At 69.2% G+C, this 18387-nt stretch carries 14 protein-coding genes and 1 tRNA gene; 4 read left to right on the top strand and 11 right to left on the bottom strand.

Going from position 1 to position 18387, the window contains the following annotated elements; genetic code table 11:
- Positions 1-41 precede the first annotated feature (41 nt).
- The 5 genes from LDO15_RS03435 to LDO15_RS03455 form a co-directional block, all read right to left on the bottom strand.
- On the bottom strand, positions 42-746 hold the full coding sequence (locus LDO15_RS03435) for a hypothetical protein (protein WP_223984036.1): 705 nt from the start codon (positions 744-746) through the stop codon (positions 42-44).
- Between the two features lie 8 nt (positions 747-754).
- Positions 755-1417, bottom strand: coding sequence for a TetR/AcrR family transcriptional regulator (locus LDO15_RS03440; protein WP_223984037.1), 663 nt, complete (start codon positions 1415-1417; stop codon positions 755-757).
- The gene (locus LDO15_RS03445; RefSeq protein WP_223984038.1) at positions 1414-3483 is read right to left on the bottom strand and encodes a YhgE/Pip family protein; all 2070 of its coding nucleotides are present in this window, start codon (positions 3481-3483) and stop codon (positions 1414-1416) included. Before LDO15_RS03445 ends, LDO15_RS03440 begins: the two co-directional genes overlap by 4 nt.
- A complete protein-coding gene (locus LDO15_RS03450; RefSeq protein WP_223984041.1) occupies positions 3480-4199 on the bottom strand; it encodes an ABC transporter ATP-binding protein in 720 nt (239 codons plus the stop codon). Before LDO15_RS03450 ends, LDO15_RS03445 begins: the two co-directional genes overlap by 4 nt.
- 163 nt (positions 4200-4362) lie before the next feature.
- Positions 4363-5868, bottom strand: a complete 1506-nt coding sequence (locus LDO15_RS03455; RefSeq protein ID WP_223984044.1) for an NAD(P)/FAD-dependent oxidoreductase — start codon at positions 5866-5868, stop codon at positions 4363-4365.
- A gap of 151 nt (positions 5869-6019) precedes the next feature.
- Between LDO15_RS03455 and LDO15_RS03460 the strand changes: the two genes are divergently transcribed.
- Complete coding sequence (locus LDO15_RS03460) at positions 6020-6763, top strand: FadR/GntR family transcriptional regulator (RefSeq protein WP_223984046.1); 744 nt, start codon at positions 6020-6022, stop codon at positions 6761-6763.
- 102 nt (positions 6764-6865) lie between these two features.
- Here the strand turns inward: LDO15_RS03460 and LDO15_RS03465 are convergent.
- Positions 6866-6939: transfer RNA gene (locus LDO15_RS03465), tRNA-Arg, on the bottom strand.
- Positions 6940-7216: 277 nt separating this feature from the next.
- Here LDO15_RS03465 and LDO15_RS03470 point away from each other — a divergent pair.
- A complete protein-coding gene (locus LDO15_RS03470; protein ID WP_223984050.1) occupies positions 7217-9052 on the top strand; it encodes a phosphoenolpyruvate carboxykinase (GTP) in 1836 nt (611 codons plus the stop codon).
- 183 nt (positions 9053-9235) lie between these two features.
- Positions 9236-10621, top strand: coding sequence for an FAD-binding oxidoreductase (locus tag LDO15_RS03475; protein WP_223984053.1), 1386 nt, complete (start codon positions 9236-9238; stop codon positions 10619-10621).
- Positions 10622-10761: 140 nt separating this feature from the next.
- Here the strand turns inward: LDO15_RS03475 and LDO15_RS03480 are convergent, their stop codons facing one another.
- The 4 genes from LDO15_RS03480 to LDO15_RS03495 form a co-directional block, all read right to left on the bottom strand.
- Positions 10762-11922, bottom strand: a complete 1161-nt coding sequence (locus LDO15_RS03480; RefSeq protein WP_223987034.1) for a globin domain-containing protein — start codon at positions 11920-11922, stop codon at positions 10762-10764.
- Positions 11923-12147: 225 nt separating this feature from the next.
- Complete coding sequence (locus LDO15_RS03485; RefSeq protein ID WP_223984057.1) at positions 12148-12597, bottom strand: Rrf2 family transcriptional regulator; 450 nt, start codon at positions 12595-12597, stop codon at positions 12148-12150.
- Between the two features lie 42 nt (positions 12598-12639).
- The gene (locus tag LDO15_RS03490; RefSeq protein WP_223984059.1) at positions 12640-13125 is read right to left on the bottom strand and encodes a hypothetical protein; all 486 of its coding nucleotides are present in this window, start codon (positions 13123-13125) and stop codon (positions 12640-12642) included.
- A 2-nt stretch (positions 13126-13127) separates the two neighbouring features.
- Positions 13128-14546, bottom strand: coding sequence for a phosphomannomutase/phosphoglucomutase (locus LDO15_RS03495; protein WP_223984061.1), 1419 nt, complete (start codon positions 14544-14546; stop codon positions 13128-13130).
- A gap of 165 nt (positions 14547-14711) precedes the next feature.
- Here LDO15_RS03495 and LDO15_RS03500 point away from each other — a divergent pair, with 165 nt between their 5' ends.
- Positions 14712-16952 (top strand): RecQ family ATP-dependent DNA helicase, encoded by a 2241-nt coding sequence (locus tag LDO15_RS03500; RefSeq protein WP_223984063.1) that lies wholly within the window; start codon positions 14712-14714, stop codon positions 16950-16952.
- Here LDO15_RS03500 and LDO15_RS03505 read toward each other — a convergent pair.
- Positions 16897-18378 (bottom strand): MFS transporter, encoded by a 1482-nt coding sequence (locus LDO15_RS03505; protein WP_223984066.1) that lies wholly within the window; start codon positions 18376-18378, stop codon positions 16897-16899. The two genes, LDO15_RS03500 and LDO15_RS03505, sit on opposite strands and share 56 nt — an antisense overlap.
- Positions 18379-18387: the final 9 nt, after the last annotated feature.

Raw genomic sequence — 18387 nt, forward strand, 5'->3', positions numbered from 1 at the left:
GGGTGCTGCTACCGGCACCGCAACCGGACTCACCGCCGACCTTAGCGGCGGGCGGAGGTCCGGGTAGGCGACTTGGCAGCGGGCGGCTTGACCGATGATTTCGGTGCCGGGGAGCGGACCGGCGACCTGGCCGCCGTCGACTTGGTGGACGGCACCCTAGCGGGCGACTTGGCTGACGGCTGGGCCGGTGACTTGGCGGCCGGCCGGGCCACCGCCCGCGGTGCCGCCGGGCGCGCGGCGGTTCCCCGCGCCGTCGGACGCGCCGCTGATGGCAGCGGCCCCGCGGATCGCGCCCCGGCTCGTGAGACGGCCGCCGGACGGCGTCCCGAAGCAGTGCCCGGGGAACGCCGGCCGCGGTTCCTGCCGGGCAGGACCGTGCCCGCGAACAACAGCAGCAGCGTGACGGCTCCGGCCGCCGCGGCCAGATAGAAGTACAAGTCCGGGTGCGCGGAGTCGACCCGCGTGGACAGGGCGTCGGGATCGGGATTGAAGGCCAGTCCCCACTGGCGCAGGAACGCGATCCCGAATGCGATAAAGAGGATGCTGCCCAAACCGCTCGCGGCCAAGGTCTTGTGCCGCCGCCGGACCACGACCTCGGCCACACAGGCCACATAGGCGGTGGCCGAAGCCCCGACGAACCACAGGAGCACCGTCTCGTGGAGGGTGATCCCGGTCAGAACCAGGAGCGCCAAGGCGGCGAGGAACGCACCGATGGCGATCTTTCCGCTGATACCCATGTGACGCATGTGAACAATCATGCCTGAGCGGGCGGCTGCTTCACGACGTAGCCGCGCATGGAGGCCATTATTGCCGCCACGCTCTGTTCCCTGGTCCGCTCGGGGTTGTACGTCTGGCGGTCCAGGCCCACCACGAAACAGGCCCCGAAAATTGCCGTTTCGAGGCTGCCCCGGGATACTCCGGGGTCCACGGGATAGGCGGCGGCGACGCCGTCGATGGCCGAGCCGATCACGGCCAGCAGGCGCCCGCGGAGCTCGGCAAAGGTGTCCTGCCATTCGCTGGGGGTCCGCCAGTTTTCGCTGACCCACAGCCGGGCGAAGGACGGGTACTCGGCCATGAAGTCCATGGCCTGGCCGATCATCTCCTCCATGGCGGCGAGGGGGTCGGCGGAGTCGTCGCGGACGCTCAGGAGCCGTGCCATGAGGATGTCCACCCCGTGGCGCAGCAGCTGGGCAATCAGGTCCGACTTGCTGCCGAAGTTGTAGTACACCGTGCCCTTGGACACCCCTGCGGCCGTGGCGATCTCATCGACGGTCACGCCCGCCGCGCCGCGCTCGCCGATCAGTTCCATGGAGGCCTCGAACAGTTTCTGTTTCGTGGCGTTCGTGCGGCCGGGGCGGAGCTTTTTCTCCGGGTCCGCGGAGCCTGCCGTGCTGCCGCCGCTGGGGCTGGTGGTCATACGGCGATCTCCGGTTTCAGGGTCTTGAGGGTCCAGTATTTGTTCTTGCGGACGGCTGCGGTTGACAGTGCCAGTCCCAGCAAAGTGTAGCCAACCAGCCCCAGCATGGTGGGCAGGATGATCGCGAGGTCCGCACCGTAGATCAGGTGCCGCATGCCGCTGACCACGTAGCCCATCGGCAGGATCTGGTGCACCACGTGCAGCGGCTCGGGCGTGGTCTGCCACGGGAAGGTGCCGCCGGAGGACACCAGCTGCAGTACCAGCAGGATCAGCACCACCAGCTTGCCGGGCGAGCCCAGCAGCGCCACCACGCCCTGGATGATGGCGCTGAACGCCATCGCGGCCGCCAGCATGAGGAACCACATCAGCACCGGATGGGCGGGGTCCAGTCCGAGTCCCAGATCCACCACGAGGGTCAGCAGGCTTGCCTGGACGGCGGACACCGCCAGGAACGGAAGCCAGCCGCCCGCGGCAATCTTCCAGGCGGGTGCATTCGAGGCCAGCGCGCGCTGGGTCACCGGCCGCATCGCCTGCACGAGCATGAAGATGCCGATCCACAAGGACAGCGTCAGGAAGAACGGTGCCAGCCCGGCGCCGTAGGACCCGGCTTTCGCCTGCGAGACATTGCTGACGGCGACGGGGTCCGCCATGACCTTGGAGAGGCTGTCCTTTTGGGCGTCATCGGGGTTGGGGACCTTGCCGGCGCCCTGGGCGAGTTCCCCGGCCAGCGTTCCCGCGCCGTCGGAGGCCGTGGCCGCGCCGCTCTCCAGCTGCGCCGCGCCGTCGTCGAGTTTCTGGGTTCCCTGCGCGAGCTTGCCGGCGCCGTCGACGGCGTTCTGCTGGCCGGCGGCGAGGGCGGCGGAACCGCCGGCGAGCTGGTCCGCCCCGGCGGATGCCTTGGCGACGGCGTCGCTAAGGGCCGGAGCGGTGCGGGCCAGTTGCGCGGCGCCGGCGCTGACGGCGGCGGATCCGTCGGAAAGCTTCTGGACCTGGGCGGCGGCGGCCTGGAGTTTGGCGGCGGACGCGGACGCGGGAGACGCGGCCGGCGGCGCGGGGGTGGCATCGACGTCGGCCACTACCTTGTCGGCCTGCTCCTGGGTGAGGACCCCGGAGGCGACCAGACGGGACGTGGACGCCACCACCCGGCTCCGCTGGCCCTCCGCGGCGGCTTGTTGCGCGGCCTGCTGCGCGGCGGCCAGCTGCCCGGGGATGGCCTGCATCTGGGTGTTGAGCGCGGCGTTGCCGGCCGCCACCTGGGCGGCGCCGTCAGCCAGTTGCTGTGCACTGGCGGGCAGGGCCGCCGTCTTGTCCTTGAGCTGGGTGAGCCCGCCGCTGAGCTCGCCGGCACCGGCGCTGAGTGACGCGGCACCGTCCCGGAGCTCGACCTCGCCGTTGTACAGCTCGGCGGCGCCGGTCTTGAGCTCGCCGGTGCCCTGGTGCAGGGTCACGGTGCCGTCGTGGAGCCGGGCGACGCCGTCCGCCAGCCGGGCCGCGCCATCGGAGGCTTTGAGCATCTGCGTATGAATGGTGCCGAACCCGGTGAGGAGCTGGTTGGCGGTCTCCTCGCCCACCTCCTTGGCCACCGTTGTGTGCACGGCGGTGGTGAGCTTGTCCACGATCGTGCTCAGCAGGTAGTTGTTGGCATCGTTGGTGGTGACATTGAGCATGGCCTGGTTGGCGGCGTCGAAGCTGCCGGGGGAGACGAGGTTCGCCGAAAAGTCTTCCGGGATCTTCAGCGCGAACGCGTACGTGCCGTTGCTGACGCCCCGGTCTGCTTCCTCGGTGCTGGCGACCGTTTTCCAGTTGAAGACGTGGCCGTCCACGAGGCTCTCGGCCACTTTCTTGCCGGCCTCCAGCCGCGTGCCGTCCTCCGAAGCGGCGCCGGAGTCCTGGACCACCAGGGCGGCATCGATCTGGTTCAGTTTGCCGTACGGATCCCAGTTGGCGTAGAGGTACACGGCTCCGTAGAGCAGCGGGACGAGTGCCAGGGCCAGGATGGTCAGCTTGGGCAGGAGCCCGCCGGTCATGCGTTTGAGCTCGGAGCGGGCCAGCCGCAGCACAGTCACTTTGCGTCCTCGGTTTCGGGTAGCAGGGTTTCATATGGTTCAGCCCGGTGTTCGCCGGTGGCGGCGTTATCAGCGTGCGGTTCGTCGGCCTGCCGGACGGCGTTGCCGATCACGGCGTAGGGGCCGGTCCAGCCCTCCGGAATGCGGGTGACGGTGGCGACGACGGCGAGCGGCCGCCCGGCGTCGTGCGCCAGCATCGCCAGCCGAGGCAGCCAGTCGGCGGCGTCGCCGCTGTGCCGGTCAGGTGAGTCCACCACGAGGAGGTCGGTGTCCGGATTGGCGAGGGCGAGGGCCGTGAGGAGCTCGATCCGCCGGCCGGGCGGCAGCTGCTCGGTCCAGAGCCCGGCAAGGTCCTCGAAATTGTTGAGTTGCAGCCAGGGGGTGCTGCGCGGGGCGCCGCGGTGGCGGCGCGGGACCAGGGCCAGATCCTCCGTGACGAGGTCGCGGACGCTCAAATGCTGTTCGGGCTCGTTGACGCCGGGGGAGTCCACCACGCTGCTGGCCTGCCGGAGCGTCTTGATCCGGGCGCTGCCATCCCAGCTGACACTTCCCGAGGAGGGCCTCATCCGCCCGCTCAGGGCCAGGGCCAGGGCCGTGCGTTGGTCCTGGCGGGGGCCCTGGATGAGCAGGAGTTCACCGCGTGCGGCCTCCAGCGAGGTCGGCGGCAGGAGATCATCCCGCCGGCCGGTCACGGAGAGTTGTTGTACGCAGAGCAAAGCGGGCCTTTCGCAGAAACAGTGTCTGCTCCAAGGCTAACTAAACTGACCAGTCAGTTCAAATAAGATGCCGGGATTGTGATGAACGAGACGCGCCGGGAGCCGTGGCCGTCCCGGACGTGCGCACGTCGGGGACGGCCGCCGCGCGGGGGTCCGCCCCGGTTCAGAGGCCGTATTCTTCCAGCAGGCGGAGCCAGACCTCGCTGATCGTCGGATATGAAGGCACCGCGTGCCACAGCCGGTCCAGCGGCACTTCCCCTACCACCGCAATGGTGGCGGCGTGCAGGAGTTCGGCCACATCCGGGCCGGCGAACGTGGCACCGAGCAGCACCTTGCGGTCCTCGTCGATGACCAGCTGCGCCCACCCCTCGTAGTGTTCGGCGTGCAGGGAAGAACCGGCCACCTGGATGGGGAGCTCCACGGTGGTGGCCCGGAAACCGTCCTTCTCCGCCTGCGCCGCGGTCCGGCCGACGTTGGCCAGTTCCGGGTCGGTGAACACCACATTCGGCACGGCATGGTCATAGGCCGTCTGGGCGAAGCGGGACCACAGTGCCGGCTCGCCGGTGAGTTCGCCCCTGGCCCGTGCGGCGATGGCGTCTCCGGTGGCCCGGGCCCCGTACTTGCCCTGGTGGGTCAGCATGGCCCGTCCGGCGGCGTCGCCCGCCGCGTAGAGCCACGGCCTGCCGGGCACTTCGTTGTCTGCCGCGTGGTGGACTAGGCCGGTGGAATCGGTGGCGAGCCGCAGGGTCCCGCCCTCGGGGGCGGAAAGCCCGACGCTGTCCAGGCCGATCCCCTCGAGGGCGGGGTGCCGGCCGGTGGTGACAAGAAGTTTGTCTGCCGTGACGCTCGCGCCGGCCGGGCCGGTGCCCGGGCTGCCCTTGGGGCCGCCGGGTCCGCCGTCGAGCACAAGGGTGAGGGAGCCGTCGTCGTTCTCGCTGACGCTTCGCGTACCGGTGTGCAGGCGGAGGTCGACGCCGTCGGCGCGCAGGCCGGCCGCGACAAGGTCGGCGGCCTGCCCCGGGAAGGCGCCGAGGAGGCCGCCGCGGGCCACGAGTGTCACGGACGAGCCGAGGCGGGCGTAGGCCTGGGCGAGTTCGACGCCGGCCACCCCGCCGCCGAGCACCGCGAGCCGCGCAGGGACCGCGCGGGCGGAGGTCGCCTCCCGGGTGGTCCAGTATTCGATGTCGTGCAGGCCCTCGACCGGTGGCTGGTTGGGCGTGGATCCGGTAGCGACCACCACGGCGTGCCTGGCCGTGAGCGCGTAGCTGTTGCCGTCCAGCCCTGCGACCTCCACCTGCCGCGGGGCGGTGATCCAGCCGTGCCCGCGGATCAGTTCGATCCCGGTGTCCTCCACCCATTTGACCTGGCCGTCATCCTGCCAATGGGAGGTGAAGTAGTCCCGGCGCTTCAGGACGGCGGCCGCATCCAGGGTGCGGGTGACAGCTTCCCGGGCTCCGGGGACGGTCTGCGCGCCGTGCAGTGCTGTGCCTGGCCGCAGGAGGGCCTTCGACGGCATGCAGGCCCAGTACGAACATTCACCGCCCACCAGTTCGGCCTCGATCAGCACCGCCGTCAGGCCGCCGCGGACCACGCGGTCCGCCACGTTTTCCCCCACGGCGCCTGCACCAATCACAATGACATCGAATTCCCGCTCAAGCTGTGGCGTCATGGCACCAGCCTACGCCGCGGCCATGACCCGATCCGGGCGGGCGCTCCGGGCGCCGGCGGCGTTGAAGCTCCGCGTAATGTGCCGGACCCGGCCCTTTGCAGGAACAGGGAGCATCGCTACTGTTGGGACCATACTTGGGGGAGGAACGGCCATGGCCGCAGGCAATATCACTACAGGCAACACCACACCGCTGGCGAGGTTCAGCGCGCAGGCGCGGCTTCGGGCGCTTCAGACGGACATCCTGGAGCTGATCCTGGAGCGGGATCTGGTGCCGGGGGACCCGCTGCCCACAGAGAGCGAACTTACTGCCGCACTCGGCGTCGGGCGCAATACGCTACGGGAATCACTGAAGGCGCTCCAGGCCGTGGGGGTCATTGAGATCCGGCACGGGTTTGGCATGTTCGTGGCCCCGAGCAACTTCGAGGCCCTGACCGACGGGCTCACCTTCCGGGCCCGGTTGTCGCTTCGCCACCACGGGGAGGAAGCCATGCAACTCGTGGAGGTCCGGCAGGCGCTGGAATCCGGCCTGGTGGGCGCCGCCATGGAGCGGATCACGGCGGAACAGCTGGCCGGCATGGAGGAATCCGTGCACCGGATGGAGGCGTTGGCCGCTGCCGGGGAGCCCTTCATCGAAGCCGACGCGGAGTTCCACCGCAGGCTGTTCGAGCCGCTGAACAATGAGCTCCTGATCAGCCTGATGGACGTCTTCTGGAAGGTCTACCGCCGGATCCACCTTGAACTGGGCGGCCCGTTCGCCGTCGACCTCCAGGAGACGGCCACGCTGCACAGAAGGATCTATGAGGCTGTCGCCTCGGCGGACAAAGCCCTTGCCGCCGAGCGTCTCAGCAGCCATTTCGATGGAATCCGCAACGTGATCGTCAAGGCCACGGCCTGATCCGGCCATAAGGATGCCGGCGCTGAGGGCTGCCGGCGCCGGCGGCTGGTGCTTAAAACAGAAGATCCGCCCCGGCGAACCGGGGCGGATCTTCTTCTTCTGTGCGCCCAAAGGGATTCGAACCCCTGACCTTCTGTTCCGTAGACAGACGCTCTATCCAGCTGAGCTATGGGCGCATTCTCGGCTCTTGGAGAACTTCTCGCTCCCCGAACCTCGAATTACTTTACGCGAGCCCGGGCCCAGTTACAAATCGAAGCGGGTGTAATTTGGGCGACTAGACCGGTCTATGTGACCTTAGTCACAAAATGGACCACCGCGGAGGGGCAATTTCCTTGGATTTCCGCGGTTTTTGATTTGTCGCTCCCCAGTCATCCCACGTCCGGGCCCGAAATGGGCCCCGCCGCGAGCCCTAGCATTTAGGACACACCACTGAACCCGAGGAAGGGAACCGTAATGGGAGATCTGGCGCGACTGCCGTTGCTTGAGAAGGCACCCACCACACATGCCGGTCTGCTGGCATGGGTTGAAGAGGTGGCTGAACTGACCCAGCCGGACCGGATCTACTGGGTGGACGGATCCGAAGAGGAAAACACCCGGCTCACGGACGAGCTCGTCGCCGCAGGCACCCTGACCCGGCTGAACGAGAACCTGTTCCCGAAGTCCTTCGCGGCGTTCTCGGACCCCGCCGACGTGGCCCGCGTCGAAGAGCAGACCTTCATCTGCTCCGAGAACGAGCGCGATGCAGGTTTCACGAACAACTGGATGGCGCCGGCGCAGATGAAAGACAAGCTGCGCGGCCTGTTCGCCGGCTCCATGCGCGGCCGCACTATGTACGTCATCCCCTTCGTCATGGGCCACCTGGACGCCGAGGATCCCAAGTTCGGTGTCGAGATCACCGACAGCGCCTACGTTGTCGCCTCCATGCGCATTATGGCCACCATCGGCACCAAGGTCCTGGACAAGATCACCGCCACCAACGCGTTCTTCGTCCCCGCCCTGCACTCCCTGGGCGCACCGCTGGCCCCCGGCCAGGCCGACGTCGCTTGGCCCTGCAACCCGGACAAGTGGATCGTGCACTTCCCCGAGGAGCGCTCCATCTGGTCCTTCGGCTCCGGCTACGGCGGCAACGCCCTGCTCGGCAAGAAGTGCTACGCCCTGCGCATCGCCTCGGTGATGGCCCGCGACGAAGGCTGGCTGGCCGAGCACATGCTCATCCTCAAGCTGACCTCGCCGGAGAAGAAGAACTACTACGTCTCCGCCGCCTTCCCCTCCGCCTGCGGCAAGACCAACCTCGCCCTGCTGGATCCGACGATCGAGGGCTGGGAAGTCGAAACCCTCGGCGATGACATCACCTGGATGCGGATCGGCAAGGAAGGCGAACTTCGCGCCACCAACCCGGAGGCAGGCCTGTTCGGCGTCGCCCCCGGCACCGGCTGGGGCACCAACCCGAACGCCATGCGTGCCATCGCCAAGGGCCACAGCATCTTCACCAACGTCGCCCTCACGGACGACGGCGGTGTCTGGTGGGAGGGCATGACCGAGGAAGTTCCCGCGCACCTGACTGACTGGCAGGGCAACTCCTGGACGCCCGATTCGGACAAGCCCGCGGCCCACCCGAACTCCCGCTTCTGCACGCCGATCGCCCAGATCGACATGCTGGCCGAGGAGTACTACAGCCCCGACGGTGTGGAGCTCTCCGCGATTCTCTTCGGCGGCCGCCGCAAGACCACGGTGCCCCTGGTGACCGAGGCCCGCAGCTGGACCAACGGCATCTTCATGGGCTCCACGCTGTCCTCCGAGACCACGGCCGCGGCCGCCGGCCAGGTGGGTGTGCTCCGCCGCGATCCCATGGCCATGCTGCCCTTCATCGGCTACGACGCCGGCGATTACCTGAAGCACTGGATCAGCGTTTCGTCCAAGGCCAACCCGGCACGGCTGCCCAAGATCTTCCTGGTCAACTGGTTCCGCCGCACTGCCGACGGAGACTTTGCCTGGCCCGGCTTTGGTGACAACGCCCGTGTGCTCAAGTGGGCGATCGAGCGCATCGAGGGCAAGGCCGACGCCGTTGAGACCCCCATCGGGTTTGTGCCTGCCGGCCACGCGCTGGACCTCACCGGCCTGGACCTGACCCACGCCCACGTCGAAGACGCCGTCCGCGTCGACCCCGAGGAGTGGGCCGCCGAGCTCGCGTCGATTGAGGAGTGGTACGCCAAGTTTGGCGACTCCTTGCCCGAGGCCCTGCGCACCGAGCTGGACGGCCTGAAGGCCCGCATGGCAGTTCAGCAGTAGGAAACCGGCCAGCAGTAGCAGCCAGCACTCAGCCATAACGACGGCGGCCCCGCACCTTGGAAAAGGTGCGGGGCCGCCGTTTGCCGTCCCGGCCGGGTCCGCGGGACTTAGGCCCCTAGGCCGGATCCGGAGCGGCCCCTATTCTTGTCCGCATTCCATCCGGCGAGATTTCAGGAGTTCCGCATGCTAGTCAACGACGACATCCATGCCTTATCCACGGCCGTCAGCGGCATCGTGGCCGTCCCGGACAGTCCAGAATTCGCCGAAGAGACGTTTGCGTTCAACGTCGCCACAGTCCACCGGCCCGACGTCGTCCTTGGGGCCGCGGACGCGCAGGACGTCGCCGCCGGAGTGAAGTGGGCGGCGGAACGGCGGGTGCCGGTTTCCGTCCAGTCCACCGGGCACGGCGCGGAATCCGCGGTCGACGGCGGACTGCTGATCAGCACGCGGCGTCTGCAGGACGTGCAGATCGATCCGGTCGAACGGACGGCCCGGGTCGGCGCCGGAGTCAAGTGGCGGAGCGTCCTGGAAGCGAGCGTCCCCCACGGCCTGATCGGACTGCACGGCTCCAGCACCGACGTCGGCGTCGTCGGGTACACGGTGGGCGGCGGGCTGCCCGTGCTGGGCCGCGCCCTCGGCTTCGCGGCTGACCACGTCCGGAGCATGGAAGTGGTCACCGCCGACGGCGCGCTGCGCCGGATCGACGCCGACGCCGAAGCCGAGCTGTTCGCGCTGATGTGCGGGGGCAAGGGCAACTTCGCCATCGTCACCGCGGTCGAATTCAACCTCTTTCCGCTCGGGGACTTCTACGGCGGAGGGATCATCTACCCCGGGGCGGACGCGGCGCCGGTTCTGACAGCGTTCCGCGAGTGGCTGCCCACACTGCCGGACGACGCCTCGCCGTCGATCTCCCTGCTGCGTCTTCCGGATATGGAGTTTGTTCCGCCGCCCCTCCGCGGTCAGTTTGTGGTCCACCTGCGCTTTGCCTACCTCGGGAACCGCGAGGCCGGCGACGCATTGCTTGCTCCGATGCGCGCGGTCTCAACCCCTCTGATGGACACCGCCGGACCCATGAGCTACCTGGACGTCGACCAGATCCACATGGACCCGGCGGATCCGCTCCCCTTCACCGACGGCGGCGCGCTGCTCAAGGATTTTGGCGCGGACGCTGCCGCGGAACTGCTCAGGCTGGCGGGGGACGGTACCGACTGCCCGCTGCTCTTGATCGAGATCAGGCCCCTCGGCGGGGCGCTGGCCCGCGGCGGGATCCTGCCGGACGCCGTGTCCGGACGCGACGCGGCGTTCCTGCTGTTCCTTGTCGGGCTCAAGGTGCCGGAGGCCGCGGAAGCTGTCACATCCTCCATCCGCGCCATCCTCGGCGCGATGGCCCCATATTCCACCGGCTACACGCTGGTGAACTTCCACGGCGAGCCCGGCGATGAGGCTGACCGGGCCCGGGCCTGGTCGCCGGCGGTGTACGAGCGGATGGTGGCTGCGAAGTCCACCTACGACCCGGGCAACCTGCTGCGCTTCGGCCACGCGATCAACGGGGCGCCCGCCGCTTCCTGACACGCGGTGACGTCCGGTGGCGCCGGGCGCCGTTCCGGCCCCGGGAACTGCAGCGGAGGACGACGGCGGGCCCGCATCTTTCGCAAGATGCGGGCCCGCCGTCGTCCTCTAACAGCCGTGGTCCCGTAACAGGGGCCTTCCTAGCTGGCGAGCCAGATGTCCGGGCCGAAGACCTCGTAGTGGATCTTCGTGGCCGGGATGCCGGCGTTGATGGCCTCGTTGCGGATGTTCTTCATGAACGGCAGCGGACCGCACAAGTACAGGGACGCGTTCGCGGGCAGATCCACTTCGCGCAGGGACATGAAGCCGGTCTTGGCCCCGGCTACCGGCTGCTCGAGCCAGAGCTGGAGGTCGGCGCCGTCGAGGCGTTCGACGTCGTCCGTCATCTGGGAGCGCAGCGCCCAGCTGTCCAGGGTGCTTTCCGCGTGCAGCACCAGGACCTGGCGGTCCGAGCCGGACTCGGCGAGGGAGCGCAGGATGGACGCGGTGGGCGTGCAGCCAATGCCGGCGGAGGCCAGGACCACTGGGCCGTCGCCCTCCTTGAGCGTGATCTCGCCGTAGGGGTTGGAGATTTCGATGACGTCGCCAACGGCCACGTTGTTGTGCAGCACTGGGGAGACCTCGCCGCCGTCGTCGAGCTTGGTCGTGAAGCTGCGGCTGGTGCCGGCGTCGCCGGAGAGGGAGTACTGGCGGACCTGGCGGAGCCCGTCCGGCAGCGTGACCTTGACGCTGACGTACTGGCCGGGCAGGGCGGCGGTGATGGGCGTGTCGTCGGCCGGTTCCAGGGTGAAGGTCATGGACCCGGTGCCGGCGGGGGTCTTGGCGGCAACCTTCCAGGGGGTCCACATCTTGCCGTTGGCCTGGGCGGCGTAGAGGCCCTTTTCGAGCTTGATCAGGGCGTCGGCCATGAGCCAGTAGACCTCGGTCCAGGCCTCGGCGATTTCCGGCGTGATGACCTCGGCCAGGTCCTCGGCGATGGCGGCGAACAGGTGCTCGTAGACCACCTGGTACTGCGGTTCGGTGATGCCCAGGGAGGCGTGGCGGTGGGCGATGCGGGACAGCACGGTTTCCGGCAGGGTGCCCGGGTTGCTGACCAGATGGCTCGCGAAAGCGGCGATGCTTCCGGCCAGGGCCTGCTGCTGGTTACCGTTGCGCTGGTTCGAGCGGCTGAAGAGCCCGTCCAGCAGTTCGGGGTGGGCGGCGAAGAGGCGCGCATAGAACTTGGGGGTGATCTCCCCGATCCGGGATCCGACCAGCGGCAGGGTGGCCTCGATGACGGGGAAGGACTTGTCCGAGAGCATGTTGTCTCCTGAGATAGTGGCCCGGGGGTCTTCAACCGGACCGCGATGAAATACTGTCATTTGAAATGCGAGTATTTACACCTCAGTTCTACATGTTGTAGAAAAGCGATGCAAATCGGGGCTCGCGAGGCGCGCCAGTGGGTGCCGGCGGCGGGTCCGGCCTGGAGTCAGGGCTCGGAGTCCGGCCTTGGAATCAGTCCTCGGAGTCCGCCCCGGAGTCCGGCCCTAGAGCCCGGGGCGAAGCCCGATCGCCTGGAACACGGGCGTCATCTGCCGGGACGTCGGCAGCGAGGCGATGACGATGTCGTCGAGTTCGCGGTAGAAGGCTTCACGGGCCCGGGCAAGCGCGGACCGGAGATGGCATTCGGCGATGAGCGGGCAGTTCCCGCCCGCAGCGACGCAGTCGGCCGGGTCCTGGCGCGTGTCGAGCTGCCGCAGCAGCTGGCCGACTGTGGCGCTGCGGCCGGCGCCGCTGATCCGGGACCCGCCGTTGCGGCCGCGTTCGACGTCGATCATGCCCAGCTCGCGCAGGTTCGCCATCGCCTTGCTGACGTGGTTGTACGGCGTGCCGACGGCGTCGGCGATGCTCTGGGTGGTCAGGAGCCCGCCGTCGGGAGCGGCCGCGAGCACCATCATGGCGCGCAGGCTCACGTCGGCGAACGCATTGATCTTCATATTCCCAGCTTACGGGCGGTCTATCCCCAGCTTGCGGGCGGTCTAGTCCACCCACACGGCGGGTTCGTTGCTATCGGCGGCGAGCTGGCCGAATTCGAGTTCATGGGTCGCGGCGTTCGGGGCGTACGGCAGGACAGCGGCAAACAGGGAGCCGTCCTGGTGCTCCGCCGCGACGTGGATCGCGTCCGAGTCTTCCTCGAGCAGCGTGATGTCACAGACAACGGCGGCGGCCCGGAACTCGTCCCGGTGCTGCCGGAGCAGCTCGTGGAGGTCCCGGATCATCGCGTCGGCGTCAAAGTGGGCGTCCGATCCGTCGCTCGCGTCGGCGGGCGTCACGGCAACCAGCCGGACTTCGCCGTCGTTCTGCACCACCAGGGCGAACGGCAGGAAGCCGCCGTTGCGCTCCAGCTGCTCCTGCGCTGCCCCGACCCCCGTGCCGAGCAGGTTCTCCAGATCAGTGGCGCTGGCCTCCGGCACGGACTCGCGCCAGGATCCGGTGTTTGCGGATTCTTCCGGATGCGCGGCCATAATTAGCCCCGGACCAGCGCCAGGACGCGGTCGCGGACGCGTTCCATGATGGCGGTGTCCGTGGCTTCGACGTTGAGGCGCAGGAACGGCTCGGTGTTTGACGGGCGCAGGTTGAACCAGTAGCTGCCGTCGGTGGCGATGAAGGTGCTGCCGTCGAGGTAATCGACCTCGACGTCCTCGTCACGGAAGTCCTCGCGGACCCGCTCGACGGCGCCGGCCTTGTCCTCGATTTCCGAGTTGATCTCGCCCGAGGACCGGTACGGCTCGTATTCGCGGCCGAGCTCGGACAGCGGGCCGTCCTGTTCGCCCAGGGCGGCGAGGACGTGCATGGCGGCCAGCATGCCGGTGTCCGCATTCCAGAAGTCGCGGAAGTAGAAGTGGGCGGAGTGTTCCCCGCCGAAGATGGCGCCTTCGGCGGCCATGACGGCCTTGATGAAGGAGTGTCCCACGCGGGTGCGGACGGCCCGGCCGCCGTGGCGTTCCACGAGTTCCGGGACGGCACGGGAGGTCAGGAGGTTGTGGATGACGGTGGGCGCGTCTTCGCCGAGGACCTGGGCGCGGGCGATTTCGCGCCGGGCCACCATGCCGGTGATGGCCGACGGCGAGACGGGCTCGCCCTTCTCGTCAATGACGAAGCAGCGGTCGGCGTCGCCGTCGAAGGCCAGGCCGATGTCCGCGCCGTGCTCCACGACGGCGGCCTGCAGGTCGCGCAGGTTTTCCGGCTCCAGCGGGTTGGCCGGGTGGTTGGGGAATGAGCCGTCCAGCTCGAAGTACAGCGGCACGATCTCCAGCGGAAGCTTCGGCAGCAGCGCGTCGCCGAGCACGGCCGGGGTGGTGAGGCCGGCCATGCCGTTGCCTGCATCCACCACGACCTTCAGCGGCCGTGAACCGCGCAGGTCCACCAGGCCGCGCAGGTACTCCGCATAGCCCTTGAGGACGTCGTGCACACCCACCAGGCCGCGCGTGCCGGCTGCGGGGATGGTGCCGGTGTTGAGGTATTCCTCAGCGCGGGCCTGGATTTCCTTGAGCCCGGTTTCGGAGGAGATCGGCACGGCGCCGGCCTTGGCCATTTTGATGCCGTTGTATTCGGCCGGGTTGTGGCTGGCGGTGAACGTGGCGCCGGCGGCGTTGAGGGCGCCGCAGGCGTAGTACAGCTCGTCGGTGGAGATCAGGTCCAGCAGTTGGACGTTGGCGCCGCGGGTGGCGGCACCGTTGGCAAAGGCCTTGGCGAATTCGGGGGAGGAGGGGCGCATATCGCCGCCCACCAGCACGGTCTGCCCGGCGAGGTCCAGGACGTCAACGAAGGCAGCCCCCGTGGCTTCGACGGTCTCGGCGGTGATGGATTGCCCCACGATTCCGCGCACGTCATAGGCCTTGAACGAATCCGAGAGGTTAAAAGTCTTTGTCTTGTCCGTAGTCACGCGTCTTATCTTACGTTGCGGCTCTGACGCCGTGACCTGACGCCGCGCCCGACGCGGCGTGTGACGCGGGGCCTGGCCTGGCGCCATCGAGTATCCCCTGTGGGATTGTCCACATGGCGGGGTGCTGGCTGGGCCGGTGTCGGAGGGGGCTGGGATACTGAAGCAATGGCCAGTAACCAGAACGCCCTTTCCGACGCTTCCCTTTCCGGCACCGCCTTGTCCGGCACCGCCTTGTCCGGCACCGAACGTGCCGACGCTGCTCCTGCCGGTACCGCCTCCTCGACCCGGGAGCAGGCCCAGGACGTGCTGCGGGAGCTCGTGGGGCACCCGGAGGCGCAGTTCCACGACGGTCAGTTCGAGGCCATTGAGGCACTGGTCGACGGCGGCCGGCGTGCCCTGGTGGTGCAGCGGACCGGCTGGGGGAAATCGGCTGTGTACTTCGTCGCCTCCCTGCTGCTGCGCCGCCGCGGCGCCGGCCCCACGCTGATCGTGTCCCCGCTACTGGCGCTCATGCGCGACCAGGTGGCGGCCGCGGCGCGGGCCGGGGTGCGGGCGGTCGCCATCAACTCCGCGAACCAGCTGGAGTGGGACACCGTCCGCGAGCAGCTCGCCGCCGACGAGGTGGACGTCCTGCTGGTTTCGCCGGAGCGCCTCACCAACCCGTCCTTCCGGGAAAACCAGCTCCCCGAGCTCGTCCGCCGGACCGGGCTGCTCGTGATTGACGAGGCCCACTGCATCTCGGACTGGGGGCACGACTTCCGCCCCGACTACCGGCGCATCGCGGACCTTATTACGCAACTGCCGGACACCGTCCCGGTGCTCGCCACCACTGCGACGGCGAATTCCCGGGTGGTTCATGACATCGAGGAGCAGCTCGGCAAGGACGTGCTCACCATCCGTGGCGCCCTGGGCAGGGAGTCGCTCCGGCTGGGTGTCCTCACCCTGCCGGATTCCCGGCAACGGCTGGGCTGGCTGCTGACCCACCTGCAGGACCTGCAGGGCAGCGGCATCATCTACACCCTCACGGTGTCCGCGGCCGAGGACACCGCCCGCCTCCTGGCCGAAGCGGGGCACGAGGTCCTGGCCTATACCGGCCGCACCGACCCCGCGGACCGTGAACGCGCCGAGCAGCTCCTGAAGGACAACCAGGTCAAGGCGCTCGTTGCCACGTCCGCCCTGGGCATGGGCTTCGACAAGCCGGACCTCGGCTTTGTGGTGCACCTGGGCGCTCCGTCCTCTCCGGTGGCGTACTACCAGCAGGTGGGCCGCGCCGGGCGTGGCGCGGCGAACGCCGACGTTCTGCTGCTGCCCGGATCCGAGGACCGGGACATCTGGCAGTACTTTGCCACCGCGTCCATGCCGTCCGGAGAGAAGGCTGCCGCCGTCCTGACAGCCCTGGCCGAGGCCGGCACAGCGGTGTCCACGGTGGCCCTCGAGGCCCGGGTGGACCTGCGCCGGACCCCGCTGGAACTGCTGTTGAAGGTCCTGGCCGTGGACGGCGCGGTCGAGCGCGTCGGTGGCGGCTGGCGCTCCACGGGGCAGCCCTGGAGCTACGACGCTGAACGGTACGGCCGGATCGCGGAGGCCCGGGTGGATGAGCAGGACTCGATGGTCATTTACCAGGACACCGCCGGCTGCCGGATGGAGTACATCACATCCGTGCTGGACGACGAAACGGCCCGCGCCTGCGGCCGCTGCGACAACTGCGCCGGCCGCTGGTTCCCGGCCGACATCGCCGACGCCGCCACGGAGGCCGCCGGGCAGACCCTCCGCCGGGCCGGGGTCGTCCTGGAACCGCGGCTGCAGTGGCCCAGCGGCATGGACCGCCTCGGGGTGCCGGTCAAGGGCAAGATCAAGCCGGATGAAGCCCTCGCGGACGGCCGGGCGCTGGCGCGCCTGACGGACCTGGGCTGGGGCGGGCCCCTGCGCGAGGCCTTCGGCGCCGGTGCGCCGGACCGGCCCGTGGACCCCGGCATGCTGCAGGCCTGCTTCCAGGTGCTCCGCGAATGGGGCACGGGAGACGCCCGCACCCCCGGCTGGAGCGGGGCCGGCCGGCCGGCCGCGATCATCAGCCTGCCCTCCCGCGGGAAGCCCGCCCTGGTGGACTCCCTGGCCCGCGGGATCTCCGAGATCGGCCGCATCCCGTACCTCGGCCAGCTGCAGCTCCAGCACGGCGGCCCCACCGGCGGGCGCGGCGGCAACAGCGCCTACCGCCTCGCCGGGGTCTGGGACCGCCTGGTGGTGGGGCCCGAACTTGAGGAGGCCCTGGCCGGAATCCGCGGCCAGAGCGTGATGCTCATAGACGACCTCGTGGACAGCCGCTGGACCCTGACCGTCTCCGGGCGGGCCCTCAGGCTCGCCGGCGCCGGCGCCGTTCTGCCGCTGGTGCTGGGCCAGGCCGGCTGACCTCGGCGCCCGCATGGCGGGGGAGGGCCAGGCTGTCCAGCGTGCTCAGGAGCATCAGGACGGCGATGGCCACGAACGCTGCCCGGTACGGGGCCGCCGGATCGCCGGCGGCGGGATCGGCGGCCCCGGGGACGCGGCCGGCCGCATCGAAGATCCGCAGCAGCAGCGCCCCCACCGCGATCCCGGCTGCGGTGGCGAGCTGGACGAGCGTGGCGGAGACGGCATTGGCGGAGGGCAACTGGGCCGGGACGACGTCGGCGTACTGGACGGAGGCATAGGCCGAGAACCCGATCGAGCGGAAGGCCCCGCTGGCCACCAGCAGGGCGAAGATCAACGGCTCCGGGGTGCCGGCGTCGAGCATGGCGCACAGCGCAAAAGTGGCCGCGGAGGCCAGGGATGCGAACACCAGGACGGGCTTGAACCCGAACCGCCGGATCAGGGGAGTGGTCGCCGGCTTGATCCCGATGTTCCCGACAAACACGGCTGACACCATCGCCCCGGCGCGCAGCGGGTCCCAGCCGAAGCCGGCCTGGAACATCAGCGGCAGCAGGAACGGCACGGCGCTGATGGTCAGCCGGTACACAAAGCCACCCGTCGCCGTCGCACGGAACGTCCTCGCGCCGAAGACCGTCAGATTGAACAGCGGCGTGCTGGTCCGCCGCATCCAGGCCACGGCGGCGGTCAGGAACAGCAGCCCTGCCGCGATCCCTGCGGCCGCCAGAAGCGCGGCGTCCCGGCCTCCCGTCAGTTCCAGGCCGAGCAGCAGGGAACCCACCCCGAGCGTGGTCAGGGTCAGCCCCAGCCAGTCGAGGCGCCGGGTGCTGTCGCCGCCGACTGCCGGGACCAGCCGCAGCGCGGCCAGGAATGCCGCAAGCCCCAGGGGGAGGTTGACCAGGAAGATCCAATGCCAGGACAGGTAGGTCGTCAGCGCCCCGCCCACCAGCGGGGCCAGGACCGGTGCCAGCAGCCCGGGCCACACCAGGAACGCGGTGGCCCGGAGCAGATCCTTCTTCGGGGTTCCGCGGAGCACCACCAGGGTGCCCACCGGGACCATCATGGCGCCGCCGGCCCCCTGCAGGACACGGCTCAGGGTCAGCATGGTGAGGTCCTGGCTGAGGGCGCACAGCAGCGAGGCCGCCGTGAAAACCGCGATGGCCAGGCAGAACACCCGGCGTGCCCCGATCCGTTCCGCGAGCCAGCTGCTGAGCGGAATGCCCATCGCCACGGTCATCAGGTAGGCCGTCATGGTGATGTTGACGTCCGCGGCCGGCACCGAGAAATCGGCGGCGATACTGGGTATGGCCGTGGTCAGGACGGTTCCGTCGAGGAACTCCATGAAGAACGTCGCGGCGACGAGAAGGGCCAGCCGCGGGCTCCAGCTGCCCTCGGCCGGGACGGCGCTGCGGGAGGAGGCTTTCATGCGCATGTGGTCACG

This window comes from Arthrobacter sp. NicSoilB8 (genome assembly GCF_019977355.1).
Taxonomy (GTDB): domain Bacteria; phylum Actinomycetota; class Actinomycetes; order Actinomycetales; family Micrococcaceae; genus Arthrobacter.